Here is a 15,993-nt window from a genome sequence, read left to right as displayed (position 1 = left end):
GAGTCGTGGTTTATTTCAGACTACATATACTTTGAATGGTTTTACTCATCTTTTAAACTATGAACAGGGTTGGCTAATGCCGCACGTATAGCCTGTGAACTGACTGTCAATAGCGCAATCACAATAGCCAGAATTCCGGCAATCGCAAACATCCACCATTTGATATCAATGCGATAGGCAAAGTCCTGCAACCACATATTCATCATCCACCATGCAATAGGAGAGGCAATGATGATCGAGATGACTACCAGTCGGATAAATTCGAAAGATAGCATGCGTGCAATGTCAGGAACACTGGCACCAATTACTTTTCTAATGCCAATTTCCTTTTTACGTTGGTGTGTCGTGAATATGGCTAAACCCAATAATCCAAGACAAGCCACAAAAATGGTCAGGGTTGCAAAAATGGTTAAGAGCTGACCCGTTTTAAGTTCAGATTGATACGTCTGATTATATCGCTCATCAAGAAAAGAATAATCGAAAGGAAGATCTGAAGGAAATGCTTGGTAATGTTTTTTTACTGTTGCCAATAATTCTTCCATGTTTGTCGCTTTTGTTTTGATAATCAAATTTCCCGCTTGATCACTCAATACCATCACCAGAGGCGCTATAGTTTCATGTAACGGTTTGAAATGAAAATCCTCAACCACACCAATAACCTGCAGCACCTTATTATCTTTATTGGTCAATGTCCTTCCTAGAATGTTGTCTTTCCAACCCAGATTTTTAGCTGCTGTCTCATTAATCACTACTGAAAGACTGTCGTTGCCATATGCCTTTGAAAAATTACGTCCCTCTTTGATCTTCATGCCCATTGCAGGGATGTATTGATCATCGACGTCATAGCGAAGTGTTTTCACCCACTGATTTGGATTTTCCTTCGGATAGATAAAGAAATTGTTATTGTTAGTAGCTCCAGCAGGTAGGTACGAGGAATGAGAGATGTGCATGATGCGACTATCTTGAGCAAGCCGCTCAGCAAATGCTTTTTCATTTGCCCCCAAAGGCCAGCTTTGGACGATAATTACATTTTCTTTATCGTATCCCAATTTGATGTGGCGCATGTAATCCAACTGACGGCTGACGACCACTGTACAGAAAATCAATCCAACAGAAATCATAAATTGAAAGACAACTAAGCCACTTCTTAAGCTCAATCCTTTTTCAGAAAGGTTCAGCTTGTTCCTTAATATCGATAAGGGGTTGAAAGATGATAAGTATAATGTAGGGTAACTGCTGGAAAATAATCCAATCAGTAGGCCAAAACCAATTAAAAATGGAATGGTGGTGAAAGCGGAAAGCTGTGTTATCCCCAAAGATTTACCCGAAAAGTGATTGAATAAAGGGAGGGCAACAACAACAATACAAACAGCTAAAAGTAAAGCAATATACGTGATTAAAATACCTTCCGTGAAGAATTGGACTAAGAGTTTTTGTTTTCCAGCTCCCAATACTTTTCTTACCCCAACCTCCTTAAATCTTCTGGATCCGCTAGCAGTAGATAGATTCATAAAATTGATCGTAGCGATCAATAACATAAAGAGTCCAATAACACCAAAAATATAAAGATATTTGATATTTCCGGAAGGACTTAAATCATAGACGAAATCTGAATGTAAATGAATGTCGGTTAAAGGTTGTAAGTAAAGTCCTATTTTATTTCCAGTCTTTTTATAGTCTTCATAACTCATTCCGAAACCCGCCATAAACTGTGGCCCGACATGCTTATCAAAAAGAGTAGCAAGTTTGGTTTCTACCTGTCTGATCGCAGCATCTTTTTTCAATAAGGCATATGTATAATATTCAGAAGTCATCCACGAGGTGGATTTTGCATCTTCGAGCGCTTCGATAGAAGTGAAAACATCAAAATTGAAATGAGAATTTTTGGGTATATCTTGCATGACACCCGTTATTTTTAGAATAGATTCATTTCCTTTGATCGGCAGCTCTCTTCCGATCACATCAATGGTATTGAAATACTTTCTAGCCATTGCTTCAGTAATGATGGCAGTATTGGGTTGTGTTAGAGCCGTTAAATGATCACCCTTTAAAAGCGGTAATGTAAATATGCGAAAGAAAGCGGCATCGACGTAGGCCAAATGTTCGTCGTGGAACACTTTATCTCCCACCATAAAGAGTGGAGCGCCTCCGATTCGCAGGCGAGCAGTTTCTTCTACATCCGATGATAATTCAGCCTTCATGGTAGATGCTACAGGAGGCATAACATGAGCTTCTTTGAGATCACCTCCCTTTACTTTGCCCTTAAATACCACACGTACGATACGGTCGGCATGGTTATTAAAGCGGTCATAACTGAGCTCATCGGTAATATAAAGACTGATCAGTAAGCAGGTGGCGATGCCTAAGGCTAATCCACAGATATTAATTAAAGAAATAGCAATATTCCGCTTTAGGTTTCGCACTGCTATTTTGATGTAGCTCTTGATCATGGCTGTTATAATATAAGAGGTTAATACTAATCGCTCACTTTTTACCTTTATTCATCTCTTAAGCTTTCCACAGGGTTAGCTCTTGCTGCTTTGATGGAATGGTAACTCATGGTGATAAATGCAATAAGTAATGTAATGACTGCTGGAATGGCAAACATCCACCAGCTCAGATTAATTTTGTAGGCAAAATCATTCAACCAATGGTGCATCGCCCACCACGCAATCGGTGAAGCTATCAGAATAGAGATGAAGATTAATTTGAGATATTCCTTAGATAGTAATTGGACAATTCCCGAAATTTTGCTACCCAATACTTTACGGATTCCGATTTCCTTTGTACGCTGGGCTGTCGTAATCGTCACTAATCCAATAAGGCCTAAGCAACTTAATAAGATGGTGATCGAAGTAGAAAGATTGATTATTTTTGAAAACTTCGTATCATTTTCGTATTGATTTTTGATCTGCTGATCGTAAAATTCATATTTAAACGGAGCATTTGGATAGTATTTTTTCCATTCCTTTTCAATCTGTTGCAATGCAGATGACCATTTTTCTTGATGCTCTGGCAATTGGACACTAATCGTTTTTAATTGACCTTTTTTGTTTGAAGGTCTCAGTTCTAAAGGACCAATTTTACTGTGCATATTTTTGCTATGAAAATTATCGATCACCGTAACGATTTGTTTATCCTTGTCGTCAATCTTAACAAAAGAACCAATAGCATCAGAGGCAGATTTGAATCCTAGTCTTTCAATAGCAACTAGATTTAGAGCAATACCTGAAGTACTATCCGCCAGTTTGATCTCTCGACCAGCTAGAATCCGTATATCATATAATTTAAAATAATCTTCATCGATAAACTTAAACTGATGGTCAACCCGTATTTCTCCGGTATCACTTTTTGCAACGATTGAATTGCCCCAATGATCAGAACTCATCGGAAGGTGACCTAATGAAACACGTTTGATAGCCGAAAGCCCAGTCAATGCATGTTTATAAGTGAAAGGATCCGTACCCGCATTTTGATAACTTTTGTAGGGCAGTTGCATGGTAATAATTGCGTCCTTATTAAACCCAAGTTTACTATTTAACGAATGTTTAAGTTGCATTCCTATAATAAACGTGGAGACAACAAATACCTGAGCAATCACAAATTGAAATACGATCAGCGCTTTTCTTAAGGACAAGCCACCCATATTTACTTTACTACCCCCCGTAATTTTAATGACTTCTGATATTCTAACTTTATTAATGAGGAGGGCAGGATACCAACTTGATATAAGAGTGATCAAAATTGTTGTTCCAGCTATAAATAAGAGTACCGTTAAGTTGTCAGCAAAACTGTACATCTCTTTAGGAATGTAAGAACTTAAACTGGTTTGGATAATTTGAACTAATGGCCACGATAATAAGAGAGCCAATATGGCGATGATAAATGTCTCCAGAAAAAAAATGAAGGTTATTCTTTTTTGACTTTCACCCAATGTTTTTCTGATACCTATTTCTTTTGCTCGATGAGGGACTTGTGCTGTTGTTAGATTGATATAGTTGATACAGGCAAGGATCAATAAAAAAATGCCGATACCAATAATACCATACATTGTTTTTTTGTCAGTACTTTTTTGTGCGAATGATGTAAAATGTAATTCGGATAACGGAATGACATTTGCAGACATGCTGAAACCATACTTTTTAAATTCCTCATGGGTCATTTCATGGGCTTTAGCATTGATCGACTTTAATAGCGGTGTGATCACCTGGTGCGATTTGATCTTAATAAACAATTGCCAATCCGAATTTGAATTTGTCCAAGTGGTACTGTTCCAATCCTTCGATGGAATTTGAATAAATTCTTTTCCAATAAAACTACTTGGGTAAGTTAAGTCTTCCACGATTCCAGTAACCGTAAATAAGGTACTATCGTAGGATAAGGTTTTACCCATAATATCTGCTAATTCCTGCTTTGGAAAGTATAATTTTGCTCTTGATTCAGTCAGTACCACCTCATTAGGTTGCTTAAACACATGGTCTTTATTTCCCTGTAGCCACCTGTAATCAGCTAACTTGAAATAATCTGAAGTAGTACCAAAAATATTTTTTTGATCTTCAAATATTAATGGATTATTAGCTTGATTTGGTCGGCTAACTCGTTCAAAATATTGGTTGAAAATAGGAACAGATAAGGCCATATCAGATAAATTTTCCTTTACAAATGCGGGTAATGGGGCTGGAATTCCATCAAAATTATCCGTTTTGTTATTTTCAAGATAGCTCGTATGGACTTTGTAAATTAATTCTTTATCAGGTTGTTTTTGATCAAAACTAAATTCATAATTGACAATACGGAATATCACCCAGCATGCACTGATACCGATAGATAATCCGACGATATTAAGTAAGGTAAAGAGGCGGTTACGCCATAATTGTCTAAAAATTAATTTAAAATTGTTCATTACATTTAGGTTTACTTTGTCCAGAGCATAAGGCTCTAGGCAGTTTTATTTGTTGTTTTTAAATCAAATTATCCTATACGGTTAGTGATTGCACTTTATCCTGCCATCAAGTAATGCAGATTACACAGTAGCAACGGCCTTATCTATAGATCCGTAATATATATTTTTCCCTCTTGATTAACCGATTTCAACTTTATCCATTTTGTTTTAGTGCAGATGTCTCCATGATTACCTGACCATCGAGCATACGGATTACGCGGTCAGAAAATTTGGCATCATGCTCACTATGTGTTACCATAACGATGGTTGTTCCTGCTTCATTTAATTCTGTTAATAATTGCATGACCTCGTTACCATTGTTGGAATCTAAGTTACCTGTAGGCTCATCGGCAAGTATCAGTTTTGGGTTATTAACTACAGCACGAGCTACAGCAACACGTTGTTGTTGCCCTCCAGAGAGTTGTTGCGGAAAGTGGTTGCGTCGGTGCATGATCTGTACTTTCTCCAGTACCTCTTCAACACGACGTTTACGCTCTGCTGCAGGAACATTGGTATATACTAAAGGCAGTTCTACGTTTTCAAATACGGTCAATTCATCAATAAGGTTAAAACTTTGGAATACAAAACCAATATTATGCTTGCGCAAATCCGAGCGCCCGCGTTCTTTGAACTTAGCCACTTCGATGTCATTAAACAGATAGCTACCTTCGTCTAAGTCATCCAGAAGCCCAATAATATTGAGCAGTGTGGATTTACCACATCCCGATGGTCCCATGACAGCAACAAATTCACCTTCCTTAACGTGGATATTCAAATTGTTGAGTGCCACTGTTTCAACTTCTTCTGTACGGTAGTACTTTTGGAGATTGCTGATTTTGATCATATTTTTTGTGCTCATATCTTTAGTTTATATTAAATTTAAATCATTTGATTTGTGAAGGGATTTTTTAATGTTTCTCCGATCTTCTGTTTCCTATTTCTTTATATTCAATTCTTGTACCTTGTCATAAGTCTCATAGCTGGAAACGATTACTTTATCACCAGGTTGTAAACCTTTGATGACTTCATAGTATTCCGGATTTTGCCTTCCCAATTGAATGTCAACACGGTAAGCGGTTGTTGCATTTTTATCCAATTTGAAGATCCAGTTACCACCAGTCTGCTGATAAAAACCTCCTTTTGCAAGTAATACCGCTTTGGTTTCGTCGCTCAAAGCTAATCTGATCTGTAAAGTCTGCCCTCTACGAATACCTTTAGGTACTTCATTGACAAATTCCATATCGACTTGAAAACGACCATTAGTTACTTGCGTATATACTTTTTTGATCTTTAATTTATATGCTTTATCACCAATGGTGAACTCGCCTTGTAGATCCGGAAATATACGATTGATGTAATGTTCGTCAATATCAGCACGAACTTTAAATCCTGTCAGTACGTCAATCTGTCCCAGACGTTCACCTGCATTTTTATTCTGTCCAATTTCTGCATCAAATGATGTTAATTGACCATCTACTGGGGAACGTACAATCAAATCCCCAATTTTTCGCTTCATTAATTCCAAAGCACTTTGTGTACGTTGATAAGTCTCTTTATCTTGATGTGCCTTTTGATTGGTCGATACCTCATCCTGTCTTAGGATTTGTTTGGTTAAATTAACACGTTCTTTTTGATAGTTATATTCATTTTTGGATTTTTCAAATTCTTGTGAACCAATTGCTTTTTCATTTAATAGCTTTTGATTTAATTGATATACACGCTCAGCTTCTTTATAAGCTTGTTCCACATCAGCCATTTGATTGCGGTTATTGATCGAAACCTGTTGTGCATTGGTTTGAGCAATTTGTGATTGTGTTAATAAATTTAAAACCTGAGTTTCTTGTTGAATCAGATTAAGCTCTTGATCGGTATTGGATAGACGCATAATGGGATCGCCCTTTTTTAAAATTGCACCATCTTCTACATATTTTTCTTCCATACGTCCCCCTACAGATGCGTCTAAGTAAATGCTGCTGATGGGCAGAACAGTTCCATTAATTGGAATAAATTCCTGAAAGTTGTCTTTTTTAATCTCAACGATGGAAATACGGTCTGCTTCTACATTAAGCTTACTTTTGCCACTTGTAAAATAAAAGCTTGCAGCGATAAGGCCGACCAAACCTGTAATTCCAACTAAGGTTAATATGCGTTTGTTATTCCATTTCTTCTTTTCTAAAGCTCTATCCATAATGCTTTTCAATTTTCTTATTATCTATGAAAGATGTGCCATAAATGTAATGTGTTGATATTCATTTTGTTATTTCGTTTTATCGGTTTGTCTAGTGTTCGTAATCGAACACTAATTGTTCGTCAACGTACAACTTGTAAATTATGATGTTAAAAAATATATTTTTATGAAGAGATTGAAATCTGTATTCAGGTGTTCGAAAGCGAACACCTGAATGTACGAAGATGAACATATATACTTCATGTTTATTGATATTTCATTGATAATTAGCGTGTTATTGGTTTGGCATGGGCTGTGGGTAAAGATTTGGAAAATATGATATATGAAACAAATCTTGATATACAGTTTGTGTTTTCTTTGTAGCTTGACTTTTGTGCATGCACAAGTTCCACAACGTTCGTTGAATGAGTGTATCCAACTAGCCGTAAAGGCAAATCCTGCTTTAATGCAAAATGAATTAGATGTAAAACGGGCGGATATTAATTTGAAGCAGGCAAAAGCCAATCGATTGCCAGATGTAAACGCAAATTTAAATCATGGCTTTAGTACCGGACGTTATCTTGATAAGACAATCAATCAATATACAACAACAAATAATTCATCCGGAGGTTCATCTCTTGGAGTCAGTGTTCCCGTATTTAATGGATTTCGAATTTTGCATGATGTTCGGATGAAAGCCGATGCCAAAGTCGCGAGTAAATTGGAATTTGATTCGCAGATCAATACTCTTAAATTGGATGTAATCGAAGCATTTATCCAAATATTAACCGCACAAGATGTGCTGAAACAATCAGAACTGCAAACTGATGTAACGAGGGAGCAAGTACGGAGGGCAGAGGTTTTACATAAAGAAGGAGCAATTAATCCTGGAGACTATTTTGATTTGAAGGGTCAATTGGCAAACGATATTAACGCCATTGACAATAATAAACAGGTCTTATATCTCAACAGGCTAAAGTTGGCAAATCTGCTGAATTTGGATGAAACAAGTTTGGGTGAGTTGAGGCCATTAGAATTTAAACAGGATGCCGAACTACGAACAGCTGCTCAATTATTTAATACTGCAAGTGAAAATTTGCCTAACATTCCAGCATTGGATTGGCGTATCAAAGCTGCTGAGCGTAATATCAAAGTAGTGAAAGCAAGTTATTGGCCATCACTTTCATTAAATGCAGGTTTATCAACGAATTATTCGAATGCAGCTGATTTTGGATATTTGAAACAATTTAATAATAACCTTGGAAAATCAATTTCTTTAAATCTAAACATTCCAATTTTTAATCATTTGGCAGTTTATAATCAGGTTAAATTGGCAAGGCTTGATTTGGAAACGGCCAAATTTCAAAAAGATATAGCTTTAAATGACTTACGTCAGGAAACAGCTAAAGCAGTTTTTAATTTAAAAAACGTCAGCAATAATATTGTGCAGCTGCAAGAGCAACAGCAGAGCTATTCCGAATCATTTCGTATTGCACAAGTACACTTTGAAGCAGGGAATAGTAATTCGGTATTATTTTTAACAGCCAAAAATAAATTGGACAGCAGTCAGATTCAACTGTTGGTTAAACAATATGAATGGCTGCTGCAAAAATATATCAATGATTATTATGCAGGTGCGTTAAATTTATAGTTATCTTAGTGTCTAAATGAAACCTGGTATGGGCATTCCTCTAATAAAGTATGGTCATAATTTGCTCATGATAGTCTCATTGCCCATAAAGAACAAATTATTTTAATGAAAAAAGCCGCAGTTTTAGTCGTCGATGATGACCATGATTTATTAACAGCCGCACGGATTTTACTCAAACCAAAGGTGAGCCATGTGCAAGTAGAATCGAATCCAGAAAATCTGATGAGTCATTTGGATAAGATGTCTTATGATGTGGTTTTGTTGGACATGAATTTTAAGAGCACTATTAATACCGGTAACGAGGGTTTATTTTGGTTGTCCAAGATCAAGGAAAAATATCCAGCAATTCGAGTCATCATGATCACTGCTTACGGAGCCGTTGATTTAGCAGTCAAATCACTTAAACAAGGAGCCTCAGATTTTGTCGTAAAGCCTTGGATCAATGAACAATTATTGGCAACCATAGAAAATACACTGACAGAAAATAAAAATCGAGATAAAAAGGTTAAAAACTCCTTGCTCACCAACGATGGTACTCCTGACTTGATCGGACGGTCGGTCGTCATGGACGAGTTGCAATATAAGTTGGAAAAAATTGCACCAACTGACGCTAATATTCTCATTTTAGGAGAGAATGGTACTGGAAAGGATCTGATAGCGCAAGCCATCCAAAAGCGTTCTCTCCGTTGCAATGATGTATATGTAAAGGTTGATGTAGGCTCATTGACAGAAAGCTTATTTGAAAGTGAATTGTTCGGATATAAAAAAGGAGCTTTTACTGATGCCAGAGAAGATCGTCAGGGCAGGTTTGAAACGGCTAATGGCGGAACCTTATTTTTGGACGAAATCGGTAATATTTCTTTGCATCAACAATCCAAGTTATTGACTGTACTTCAGAATCGTTATGTGACACCGCTAGGATCGCATCAGATGATACCTGTTGATATCCGTCTGATCACAGCTACAAACGTAGCCTTGAAAGTGCTTGCCGATGAAAATAGGTTTAGAAAAGATTTGATTTACCGTATTAATACGGTGGAAATTCAGGTTCCTCCTTTAAGACATAGGGGAGATGATATTCAACTCTTGGCAGAGCATTTTTTAGCCGTTTATGCTAAAAAATATAATAAACGGATAGACGGATTTGAATCCGATGCCTTAAAAAAATTATTTTCTTATCATTTTCCTGGTAATGTTCGTGAATTGCAATATAGCATTGAGCGGGCAGTAATTATGGCTGATCAGTCAAGTATTAGGGGTAATGATATCTTTTTTTCGCCCATAGAACAACAAGTCGAAGAAAGTCCTCTTGAAACAAATATTGCAGGTACAAATTTAGAGGAACTAGAACGAAAAGCGATCAAGTCAGCTATTGAACGATTTAATGGAAATATTAGCAAGGCTGCAAAAGAATTGGGACTGACTCGAGCAGCTCTTTATAGAAGATTGGAGAAATATGATATCTAACCTATGAAAGGTAATCGATTTATTAATTTAATTAAACTTCTTTTTTTATTAGTTGGATGTACTGTAGCATCCTATTTAGTATTTAAGGGATGGTATACGTACGCTGTATTTCTTTTTTTGTTAATTTTTGGTTTTGCCTACCGCTTTTATCAACAAATACATTATCTATCAAGGCAACTGGTCGAGTTTTCTGAAGCGGTAAAATATCATGATTTTACACGTAGATTTGTTGTTAAAAGCCCGAAATCAACAGAAGGACAGCTTTTTACCGCTTTTAATCAGATCAACGATACGTATAAAGAGATTAGTATGGACAAGGAGATCCAGCATCAATATCTGGATCGGGTGATTAATATGCTGAATTCTGCCATTATCTTTTATCAATTGGATACGGGTAAGGTGATGTGGGTAAATGATGCTTTTAAGCAATTGTTTCATATGCCGCACTTAGGTAATATCTCTGCCCTGAAAAAAAAGCATGAAGAGCTTTATGAAAAAACGATGCGCTTGGATGTTGGGCAGCAACAGATGGAATCTGTTCAATCGAATAAAGGAAAAATAAAGTTGCTTATTCAAAGTTCTAGCTTCGAAACACAAGATGCGGTATTTCGAATTGTCGTTTATCAAAATATCAATGAAGCAATGGATGAAACTGAAACAAAAGCATGGCAAAAGCTTTTAAGGGTATTGACACATGAAATCATGAACTCGATTGCTCCCATAAGTTCACTCGCTGAAACGCTAAATGGAAGACTAAATCACTTCAGAGGTGTGGAAGATATTGAAGATTTGAAAGTCGGTATTTCTACAATTCAAAGAAGAAGTCAAGGGCTGTTACATTTTGCGAAAAGCTATCGGATGATCAATAAGGTAGATGAGCCTTTGCTTACACCTATTGCTGTTGCTCAGCTTTTTGAACATATCTATCAATTATTGGAACCGACCATCATTCAGAAGAATGTAGATGTTGATATTATACTTAAGAATACCAGATTAGTGTTGCACGCAGATGTTAATTTGATCGAACAGGTTATCATCAATTTGATGCTTAATGCGATCGATGCTGTGAAATCAAAAGATGATGCCTATATCAGTCTTTCTGCCATAGAGATGGATGGTAAAATACAGATACGGATAGAGGATAATGGTATTGGTATAGCTGCGGATTTACAAGAACAGATTTTCACACCTTTCTTTACAACAAAAAAAACTGGAACAGGAGTTGGATTAACATTAAGTAAGCAAATTATGCTTTTGCATAAAGGGACGATCTTTGTAAATAGTGAAGAAGGAAAAGGAAGTGTCTTTATTTTGCAATTTTAGATCATCCTTACAATATATTATTTTAATAGCTAACAGTTCTCCACTGGTTAGCCTTTGTGCTTCTGCATTTTCTAATCGGCCATCCTAAAATGTTCCATGTGAAATAGGAATACATGAGTATCTTATATTCTACCTGCTTAAGCAAAAAAATTCATTAGTTATTTTCTTGATCAAGATCCTACTAACTTCGTGTCAAATTCTACTTTAACAGAGATATAATAGGGGGATAGTAGGGGGATAGTAGGGGGGTAATAGGGGGTTAATAGGGGGTTAATAGGGGTAAAGCCCTATTAACCCCCTATTATCCCTAAACAATAGGATAGTTAAATCTATGTTAATACCGAATTTGGTATTCATTTAATAGGAATTTGTATTACTCTATGTAAATTTGTCCTCTACATGCAGTATTATCTAAAATCTTTACGTCATTATTTAGTTTCTCATAGTCGCCATGGAACTCATTCACCTTTTGTATATCAATTGGTCGATGAAGTTCTTTATCGAAAGCCTACGGTTGATGAGGTGAATGCTGTGCCGTTATGCTATAAAAGGGCAGGGAAGAGGGAAGAGAAGAACTATTTATTTGTAGAGCGTTTGCTAAGAACGTTTCCATTTGGCACCTATAAAATATCCGATAAATCAAATGATCCCGATCTGGTCAAGTTATTTGAACGTAACTGTACGATCTTGGCCCAGCGAGCAATTTATTATATCAATACGGTCGATGATTATCAAAAAATACTATTTGAGATGCAAGAAGATGATATAATCATTGTTGATAGCCCTCATCTTTCAAAAGATCAAGAAAAGTCTTGGAGATTTTTAAAGCAGCATTCAAAGGTTGTCGTGACTATCGATCTTTTCCATCTTGGATTGGTTTTTTTTAGAAAAGGGCAAAGGAAAGAAGACTTTATCATTCGTTTTTAAAAGGAAAGGCAGTTGTGAAATTAGGATCGATCACCTTATTTGAAAAAAAGGTGATCAAAACACCAGGAAATATTTTTTTAAAATGCTTCACTAAGTGACAAATAAAATCCAGATTGTCGTTTTTCACCAGGCCGCTGTTCACCATAAGCATAATCAAGACGGATATTGCTATTATGCTCCAGACTGAAGAAGTAGCGTAGCCCACCTCCATAGGAAGGAACAAAACGCGCCTGATATTCTTTTGAAAAGACGGAACCTATTCCTGTAAATCCTGCAACAGCAAATCTGGGATGTAAGCGATACCGCAATTCAGCCTGCGATGCGAGATAGTTTTTGTCCTTGTAACGACCAATATAATAGCCACGCATCATCATGTCACCACCGAGATCTCGATATGCATAGTAAGGAATCGTTTTTCCAAATGTTGCTCTATAAATCGCCTGCGCTGCTAATGTTATTTTTTTGTTTATAGGAAAAAAACCACGTATGTCAGCATCAAAATTAGCACCTTCAAAATCTTCTTTCGTCCATAATTTGGGGGCATATGCTAATTTAGCTCTAGCATAATAACCTTTAGTCGTGTAAGAAACATGGTTCCGATTGTCATACAATTGAGAAATTCCCAAAAGTAGCTGCTGGCCTCCATTTTTTCCAATGACAGTCGCTTGATCAAATATACCACCAGGTTCTCTATCATGAAACTGGACATAATCATATTGTATATTTACTCCCGAATAGTAATTAGAAGTCATTCTTTTTTCTACTTCTAATTTGGCACGAAACAATTTTTGACTGATTAAGTCTTCATCTATCTTTTTAGTATCCATGCCTATACCATAAAAATTAGATGGCCAATTGCGATAACGAAGTTCTGAAATAATATGGTAATCATTATTGTCCGTCCAAATGTCGGATTGTAATTTGATATTTGATTGCTTTTTGGTTGTGTAAGTACCCATCAATAAAATGTTGGATGATCTGATACTGCTATCTTTTTTATTGAAATAGAAGTTATAATTGCTGGCAATTCCATATTCGGCACCTGTCTCTTGGGCATAACCTAATGCGGGCAAAATCATAAAAACCCCAGACCTGGTCGAATCTTTGGAGGTCGAAAAGACTTTTTTAGTCACTTTTTCTAGTATATTTTGAGCTTTTAAGATGTGCGTATTTGTGATAAAAACAATGAATAGTATCGACACTAGTATTTTGATCACTTTATTTTGATCTGGATTTTGCATGGCCAAACTTAGATAAATTTGTTTTATTTACAATCTTAATTGCGTCATATAGGAAACAAATTTATTCATTGTCGTCTATTTTATGCACTCATGATGGTGCTACTGTTATCAGTCTGGAACCTATCAGCAATCCTAATTTGATACTGGATAGATCAAATTTTGAGCGAACATTATAAAATGTCATATTTTCATTGAAATTTATTTATCTGCGTATCAGTAGTGTTGTGAAAAAGACATGTTTTTTTTAAAAAAATATTTTTGTAATGTGGGTTTAGTGTATATCTTTGCATCAGCAAACGGGGAAATAGCGATGCTACTTCGGAAAGTTTGATAGTTCTTTTAAGAGTGAAAAAAAATAAAAAAAAAGCTTGCACATATCGAAATTAAAATAGATATTTGCACTCGCTAAACAAAAGAAATGAAGTTTAGAGATTAATGCTTTTAAAAAGAAACGCCTCTTTAGCTCAGCTGGTAGAGCAACTGACTTGTAATCAGTAGGTCATTGGTTCGATTCCGATAAGAGGCTCAAACATAACTTTATAGTTATGGGGGGGTTCCAGAGCGGTCAAATGGGACGGACTGTAAATCCGTTACTTCGGTTTCGAAGGTTCGAATCCTTCTCCCCCCACACCAAACAGTTTGCGAGCTGTTAGTAGATGAAGATCTAAAGTAAAATCGCAAACAAAGCGGAAGTAGCTCAGTTGGTAGAGCGATAGCCTTCCAAGCTATAGGTCGCGAGTTCGAACCTCGTCTTCCGCTCAAATTTTTAAGTATTGATTTTTAGTCTCTGTCTTCTTTGATAATATTATATCTAAAGGTGGAGGCATTAATCTGTAGAAGGAATTTTCGAAAAGCCGAAGTAGCTCAGGGGTAGAGCACTTCCTTGGTAAGGAAGAGGTCGTGGGTTCAAATCCCATCTTTGGCTCGTACAACATTGTATAACAAATAGAGAAATATTTATAATTACTAATTCGCATAAACATGGCAAAAGAGAAATTTGACCGTAGTAAACCACACTTAAACATTGGTACAATCGGTCACGTTGACCACGGTAAAACTACTACAACTGCAGCTATTACTAAAGTATTAGCAGACGCAGGTTTATCAGAAGCTCGTTCATTTGATTCAATTGACTCTGCTCCTGAAGAAAAAGAGCGTGGTATCACTATTAATACTGCACACGTTGAGTACTCAACTGCTTTACGTCACTATGCACACGTTGACTGTCCAGGTCACGCCGATTACGTGAAAAACATGGTTACTGGTGCTGCTCAAATGGATGGCGCTATCATCGTAGTTGCTGCTACTGATGGTCCTATGCCTCAAACACGTGAGCACATCTTATTAGGTCGTCAAGTAGGTATCCCTGCTTTAGTTGTTTTCTTAAACAAAACTGACTTAGTAGATGATGAAGAATTATTAGACTTAGTTGAAATGGAAGTTCGTGAATTATTATCATTCTACGATTATCCAGGAGATGATGTTCCAGTAATTAAAGGTTCTGCTTTAGGCGCTCTTAATGGTGAGCCTGAGTGGGTTGCTAAAATTATGGAATTAATGGATGCTGTTGATAGCTACATTCCAATCCCTCCACGTTTAACTGAATTACCTTTCTTAATGCCAGTAGAGGATGTATTCTCGATCACAGGTCGTGGTACTGTTGCTACAGGTCGTATTGAAAGAGGTGTAATCAACTCTGGAGATCCAGTTGAAATCTTAGGTATGGGTGCTGAGAACTTAAAATCTACAGTAACTGGTGTTGAGATGTTCCGTAAAATTTTAGATTACGGTGAAGCTGGTGATAACGTAGGTTTATTGTTACGTGGTATTGAGAAAACTGATATCAAACGTGGTATGGTTATCTGTAAACCAGGATCAGTAACTCCTCACGATTATTTCAAAGCTGAGGTTTACGTTTTATCAAAAGCTGAAGGTGGTCGTCACACACCATTCTTTAACAAATACCGTCCTCAATTCTATTTCCGTACAACAGATGTAACTGGTGAGATTTCACTAGCTGAAGGTACTGAAATGGTAATGCCAGGTGATAACGTTACGATCACTGTTAAATTGATCTCTCCTATCGCTATGGAAAAAGGTCTACGTTTCGCTATCCGTGAAGGTGGTAGAACTGTAGGTGCTGGTCAGGTAACTGAAATTTTATAATCTGAAAAGATTCTAAAATCACCATATAATAAGCTAATCAGTTCATACTGATTAGCTTATTTTTTCAATCTAAAATATTGATTAAAAAACAATAAAAAAAGATTAAAAA

Annotated in this window: 10 protein-coding genes and 4 tRNA genes; 9 read left to right on the top strand and 5 right to left on the bottom strand. The window is 36.5% G+C overall.

Annotation, left to right across the window (positions count from 1 at the left end; genetic code table 11):
* Window positions 1–41: 41 nt before the first annotated feature.
* From C8N37_RS20980 to C8N37_RS20965, 4 genes are all read right to left on the bottom strand, one after another.
* On the bottom strand, window positions 42–2,450 hold the full coding sequence (locus tag C8N37_RS20980) for an ABC transporter permease (RefSeq protein ID WP_108160759.1): 2,409 nt from the start codon (window positions 2,448–2,450) through the stop codon (window positions 42–44).
* A gap of 47 nt (window positions 2,451–2,497) precedes the next feature.
* Window positions 2,498–4,903, bottom strand: coding sequence for an ABC transporter permease (locus C8N37_RS20975; protein WP_108160758.1), 2,406 nt, complete (start codon window positions 4,901–4,903; stop codon window positions 2,498–2,500).
* Between the two features lie 193 nt (window positions 4,904–5,096).
* Entirely contained in the window at window positions 5,097–5,786 is a 690-nt protein-coding gene (locus C8N37_RS20970) for an ABC transporter ATP-binding protein (protein ID WP_045755530.1), read from the bottom strand.
* Window positions 5,787–5,876: 90 nt separating this feature from the next.
* On the bottom strand, window positions 5,877–7,130 hold the full coding sequence (locus C8N37_RS20965) for an efflux RND transporter periplasmic adaptor subunit (RefSeq protein WP_108160757.1): 1,254 nt from the start codon (window positions 7,128–7,130) through the stop codon (window positions 5,877–5,879).
* A gap of 322 nt (window positions 7,131–7,452) precedes the next feature.
* Between C8N37_RS20965 and C8N37_RS20960 the strand changes: the two genes are divergently transcribed.
* From C8N37_RS20960 to C8N37_RS22990, 4 genes are all read left to right on the top strand, one after another.
* Complete coding sequence (locus C8N37_RS20960; protein WP_108160756.1) at window positions 7,453–8,760, top strand: TolC family protein; 1,308 nt, start codon at window positions 7,453–7,455, stop codon at window positions 8,758–8,760.
* A gap of 105 nt (window positions 8,761–8,865) precedes the next feature.
* A complete protein-coding gene (locus C8N37_RS20955; RefSeq protein WP_108160755.1) occupies window positions 8,866–10,227 on the top strand; it encodes a sigma-54-dependent transcriptional regulator in 1,362 nt (453 codons plus the stop codon).
* A 3-nt stretch (window positions 10,228–10,230) separates the two neighbouring features.
* On the top strand, window positions 10,231–11,550 hold the full coding sequence (locus tag C8N37_RS20950; RefSeq protein ID WP_108160754.1) for a sensor histidine kinase: 1,320 nt from the start codon (window positions 10,231–10,233) through the stop codon (window positions 11,548–11,550).
* A gap of 399 nt (window positions 11,551–11,949) precedes the next feature.
* A complete protein-coding gene (locus C8N37_RS22990; protein WP_186812867.1) occupies window positions 11,950–12,477 on the top strand; it encodes a hypothetical protein in 528 nt (175 codons plus the stop codon).
* A 77-nt stretch (window positions 12,478–12,554) separates the two neighbouring features.
* Here the strand turns inward: C8N37_RS22990 and C8N37_RS20940 are convergent, their stop codons facing one another.
* Entirely contained in the window at window positions 12,555–13,718 is a 1,164-nt protein-coding gene (locus C8N37_RS20940) for a BamA/TamA family outer membrane protein (RefSeq protein WP_108160753.1), read from the bottom strand.
* 453 nt (window positions 13,719–14,171) lie between these two features.
* Between C8N37_RS20940 and C8N37_RS20935 the strand changes: the two genes are divergently transcribed.
* The 5 genes from C8N37_RS20935 to tuf all read left to right on the top strand — a co-directional run bounded on the left by C8N37_RS20935 (window position 14,172) and on the right by tuf (window position 15,884).
* Window positions 14,172–14,244 (top strand) — tRNA-Thr (locus C8N37_RS20935).
* 21 nt (window positions 14,245–14,265) lie between these two features.
* Window positions 14,266–14,346, top strand: a tRNA-Tyr gene (locus C8N37_RS20930).
* 58 nt (window positions 14,347–14,404) lie between these two features.
* Window positions 14,405–14,477 (top strand) — tRNA-Gly (locus C8N37_RS20925).
* 94 nt (window positions 14,478–14,571) lie between these two features.
* Window positions 14,572–14,643, top strand: a tRNA-Thr gene (locus tag C8N37_RS20920).
* A gap of 56 nt (window positions 14,644–14,699) precedes the next feature.
* On the top strand, window positions 14,700–15,884 hold the full coding sequence (gene tuf / locus C8N37_RS20915; RefSeq protein ID WP_108160752.1) for an elongation factor Tu: 1,185 nt from the start codon (window positions 14,700–14,702) through the stop codon (window positions 15,882–15,884).
* Window positions 15,885–15,993 lie beyond the last annotated feature (109 nt).

Source organism: Sphingobacterium faecium, assembly GCF_003054045.1.
In the GTDB taxonomy this organism is placed as follows: Bacteria; Bacteroidota; Bacteroidia; order Sphingobacteriales; family Sphingobacteriaceae; genus Sphingobacterium; species Sphingobacterium faecium.
The sequence above is the reverse complement of the archived record's forward strand: the minus strand, read 5'-3'. Positions and strand labels throughout refer to the sequence as shown.

Excerpts from the sequence above, each read along its gene's own strand:
- C8N37_RS20980 (WP_108160759.1), bottom strand. The coding sequence starts at position 2,450 with ATGATCAAGAGCTACATCAAAATAGCAGTGCGAAACCTAAAGCGGAAT.
- C8N37_RS20975 (WP_108160758.1), bottom strand. The coding sequence starts at position 4,903 with ATGAACAATTTTAAATTAATTTTTAGACAATTATGGCGTAACCGCCTC.
- C8N37_RS20970 (WP_045755530.1), bottom strand. The coding sequence starts at position 5,786 with ATGATCAAAATCAGCAATCTCCAAAAGTACTACCGTACAGAAGAAGTT.
- C8N37_RS20965 (WP_108160757.1), bottom strand. The coding sequence starts at position 7,130 with ATGGATAGAGCTTTAGAAAAGAAGAAATGGAATAACAAACGCATATTA.
- C8N37_RS20960 (WP_108160756.1), top strand. The coding sequence starts at position 7,453 with ATGAAACAAATCTTGATATACAGTTTGTGTTTTCTTTGTAGCTTGACT.
- C8N37_RS20955 (WP_108160755.1), top strand. The coding sequence starts at position 8,866 with ATGAAAAAAGCCGCAGTTTTAGTCGTCGATGATGACCATGATTTATTA.
- C8N37_RS20950 (WP_108160754.1), top strand. The coding sequence starts at position 10,231 with ATGAAAGGTAATCGATTTATTAATTTAATTAAACTTCTTTTTTTATTA.
- C8N37_RS22990 (WP_186812867.1), top strand. The coding sequence starts at position 11,950 with ATGCAGTATTATCTAAAATCTTTACGTCATTATTTAGTTTCTCATAGT.
- C8N37_RS20940 (WP_108160753.1), bottom strand. The coding sequence starts at position 13,718 with ATGCAAAATCCAGATCAAAATAAAGTGATCAAAATACTAGTGTCGATA.
- tuf (WP_108160752.1), top strand. The coding sequence starts at position 14,700 with ATGGCAAAAGAGAAATTTGACCGTAGTAAACCACACTTAAACATTGGT.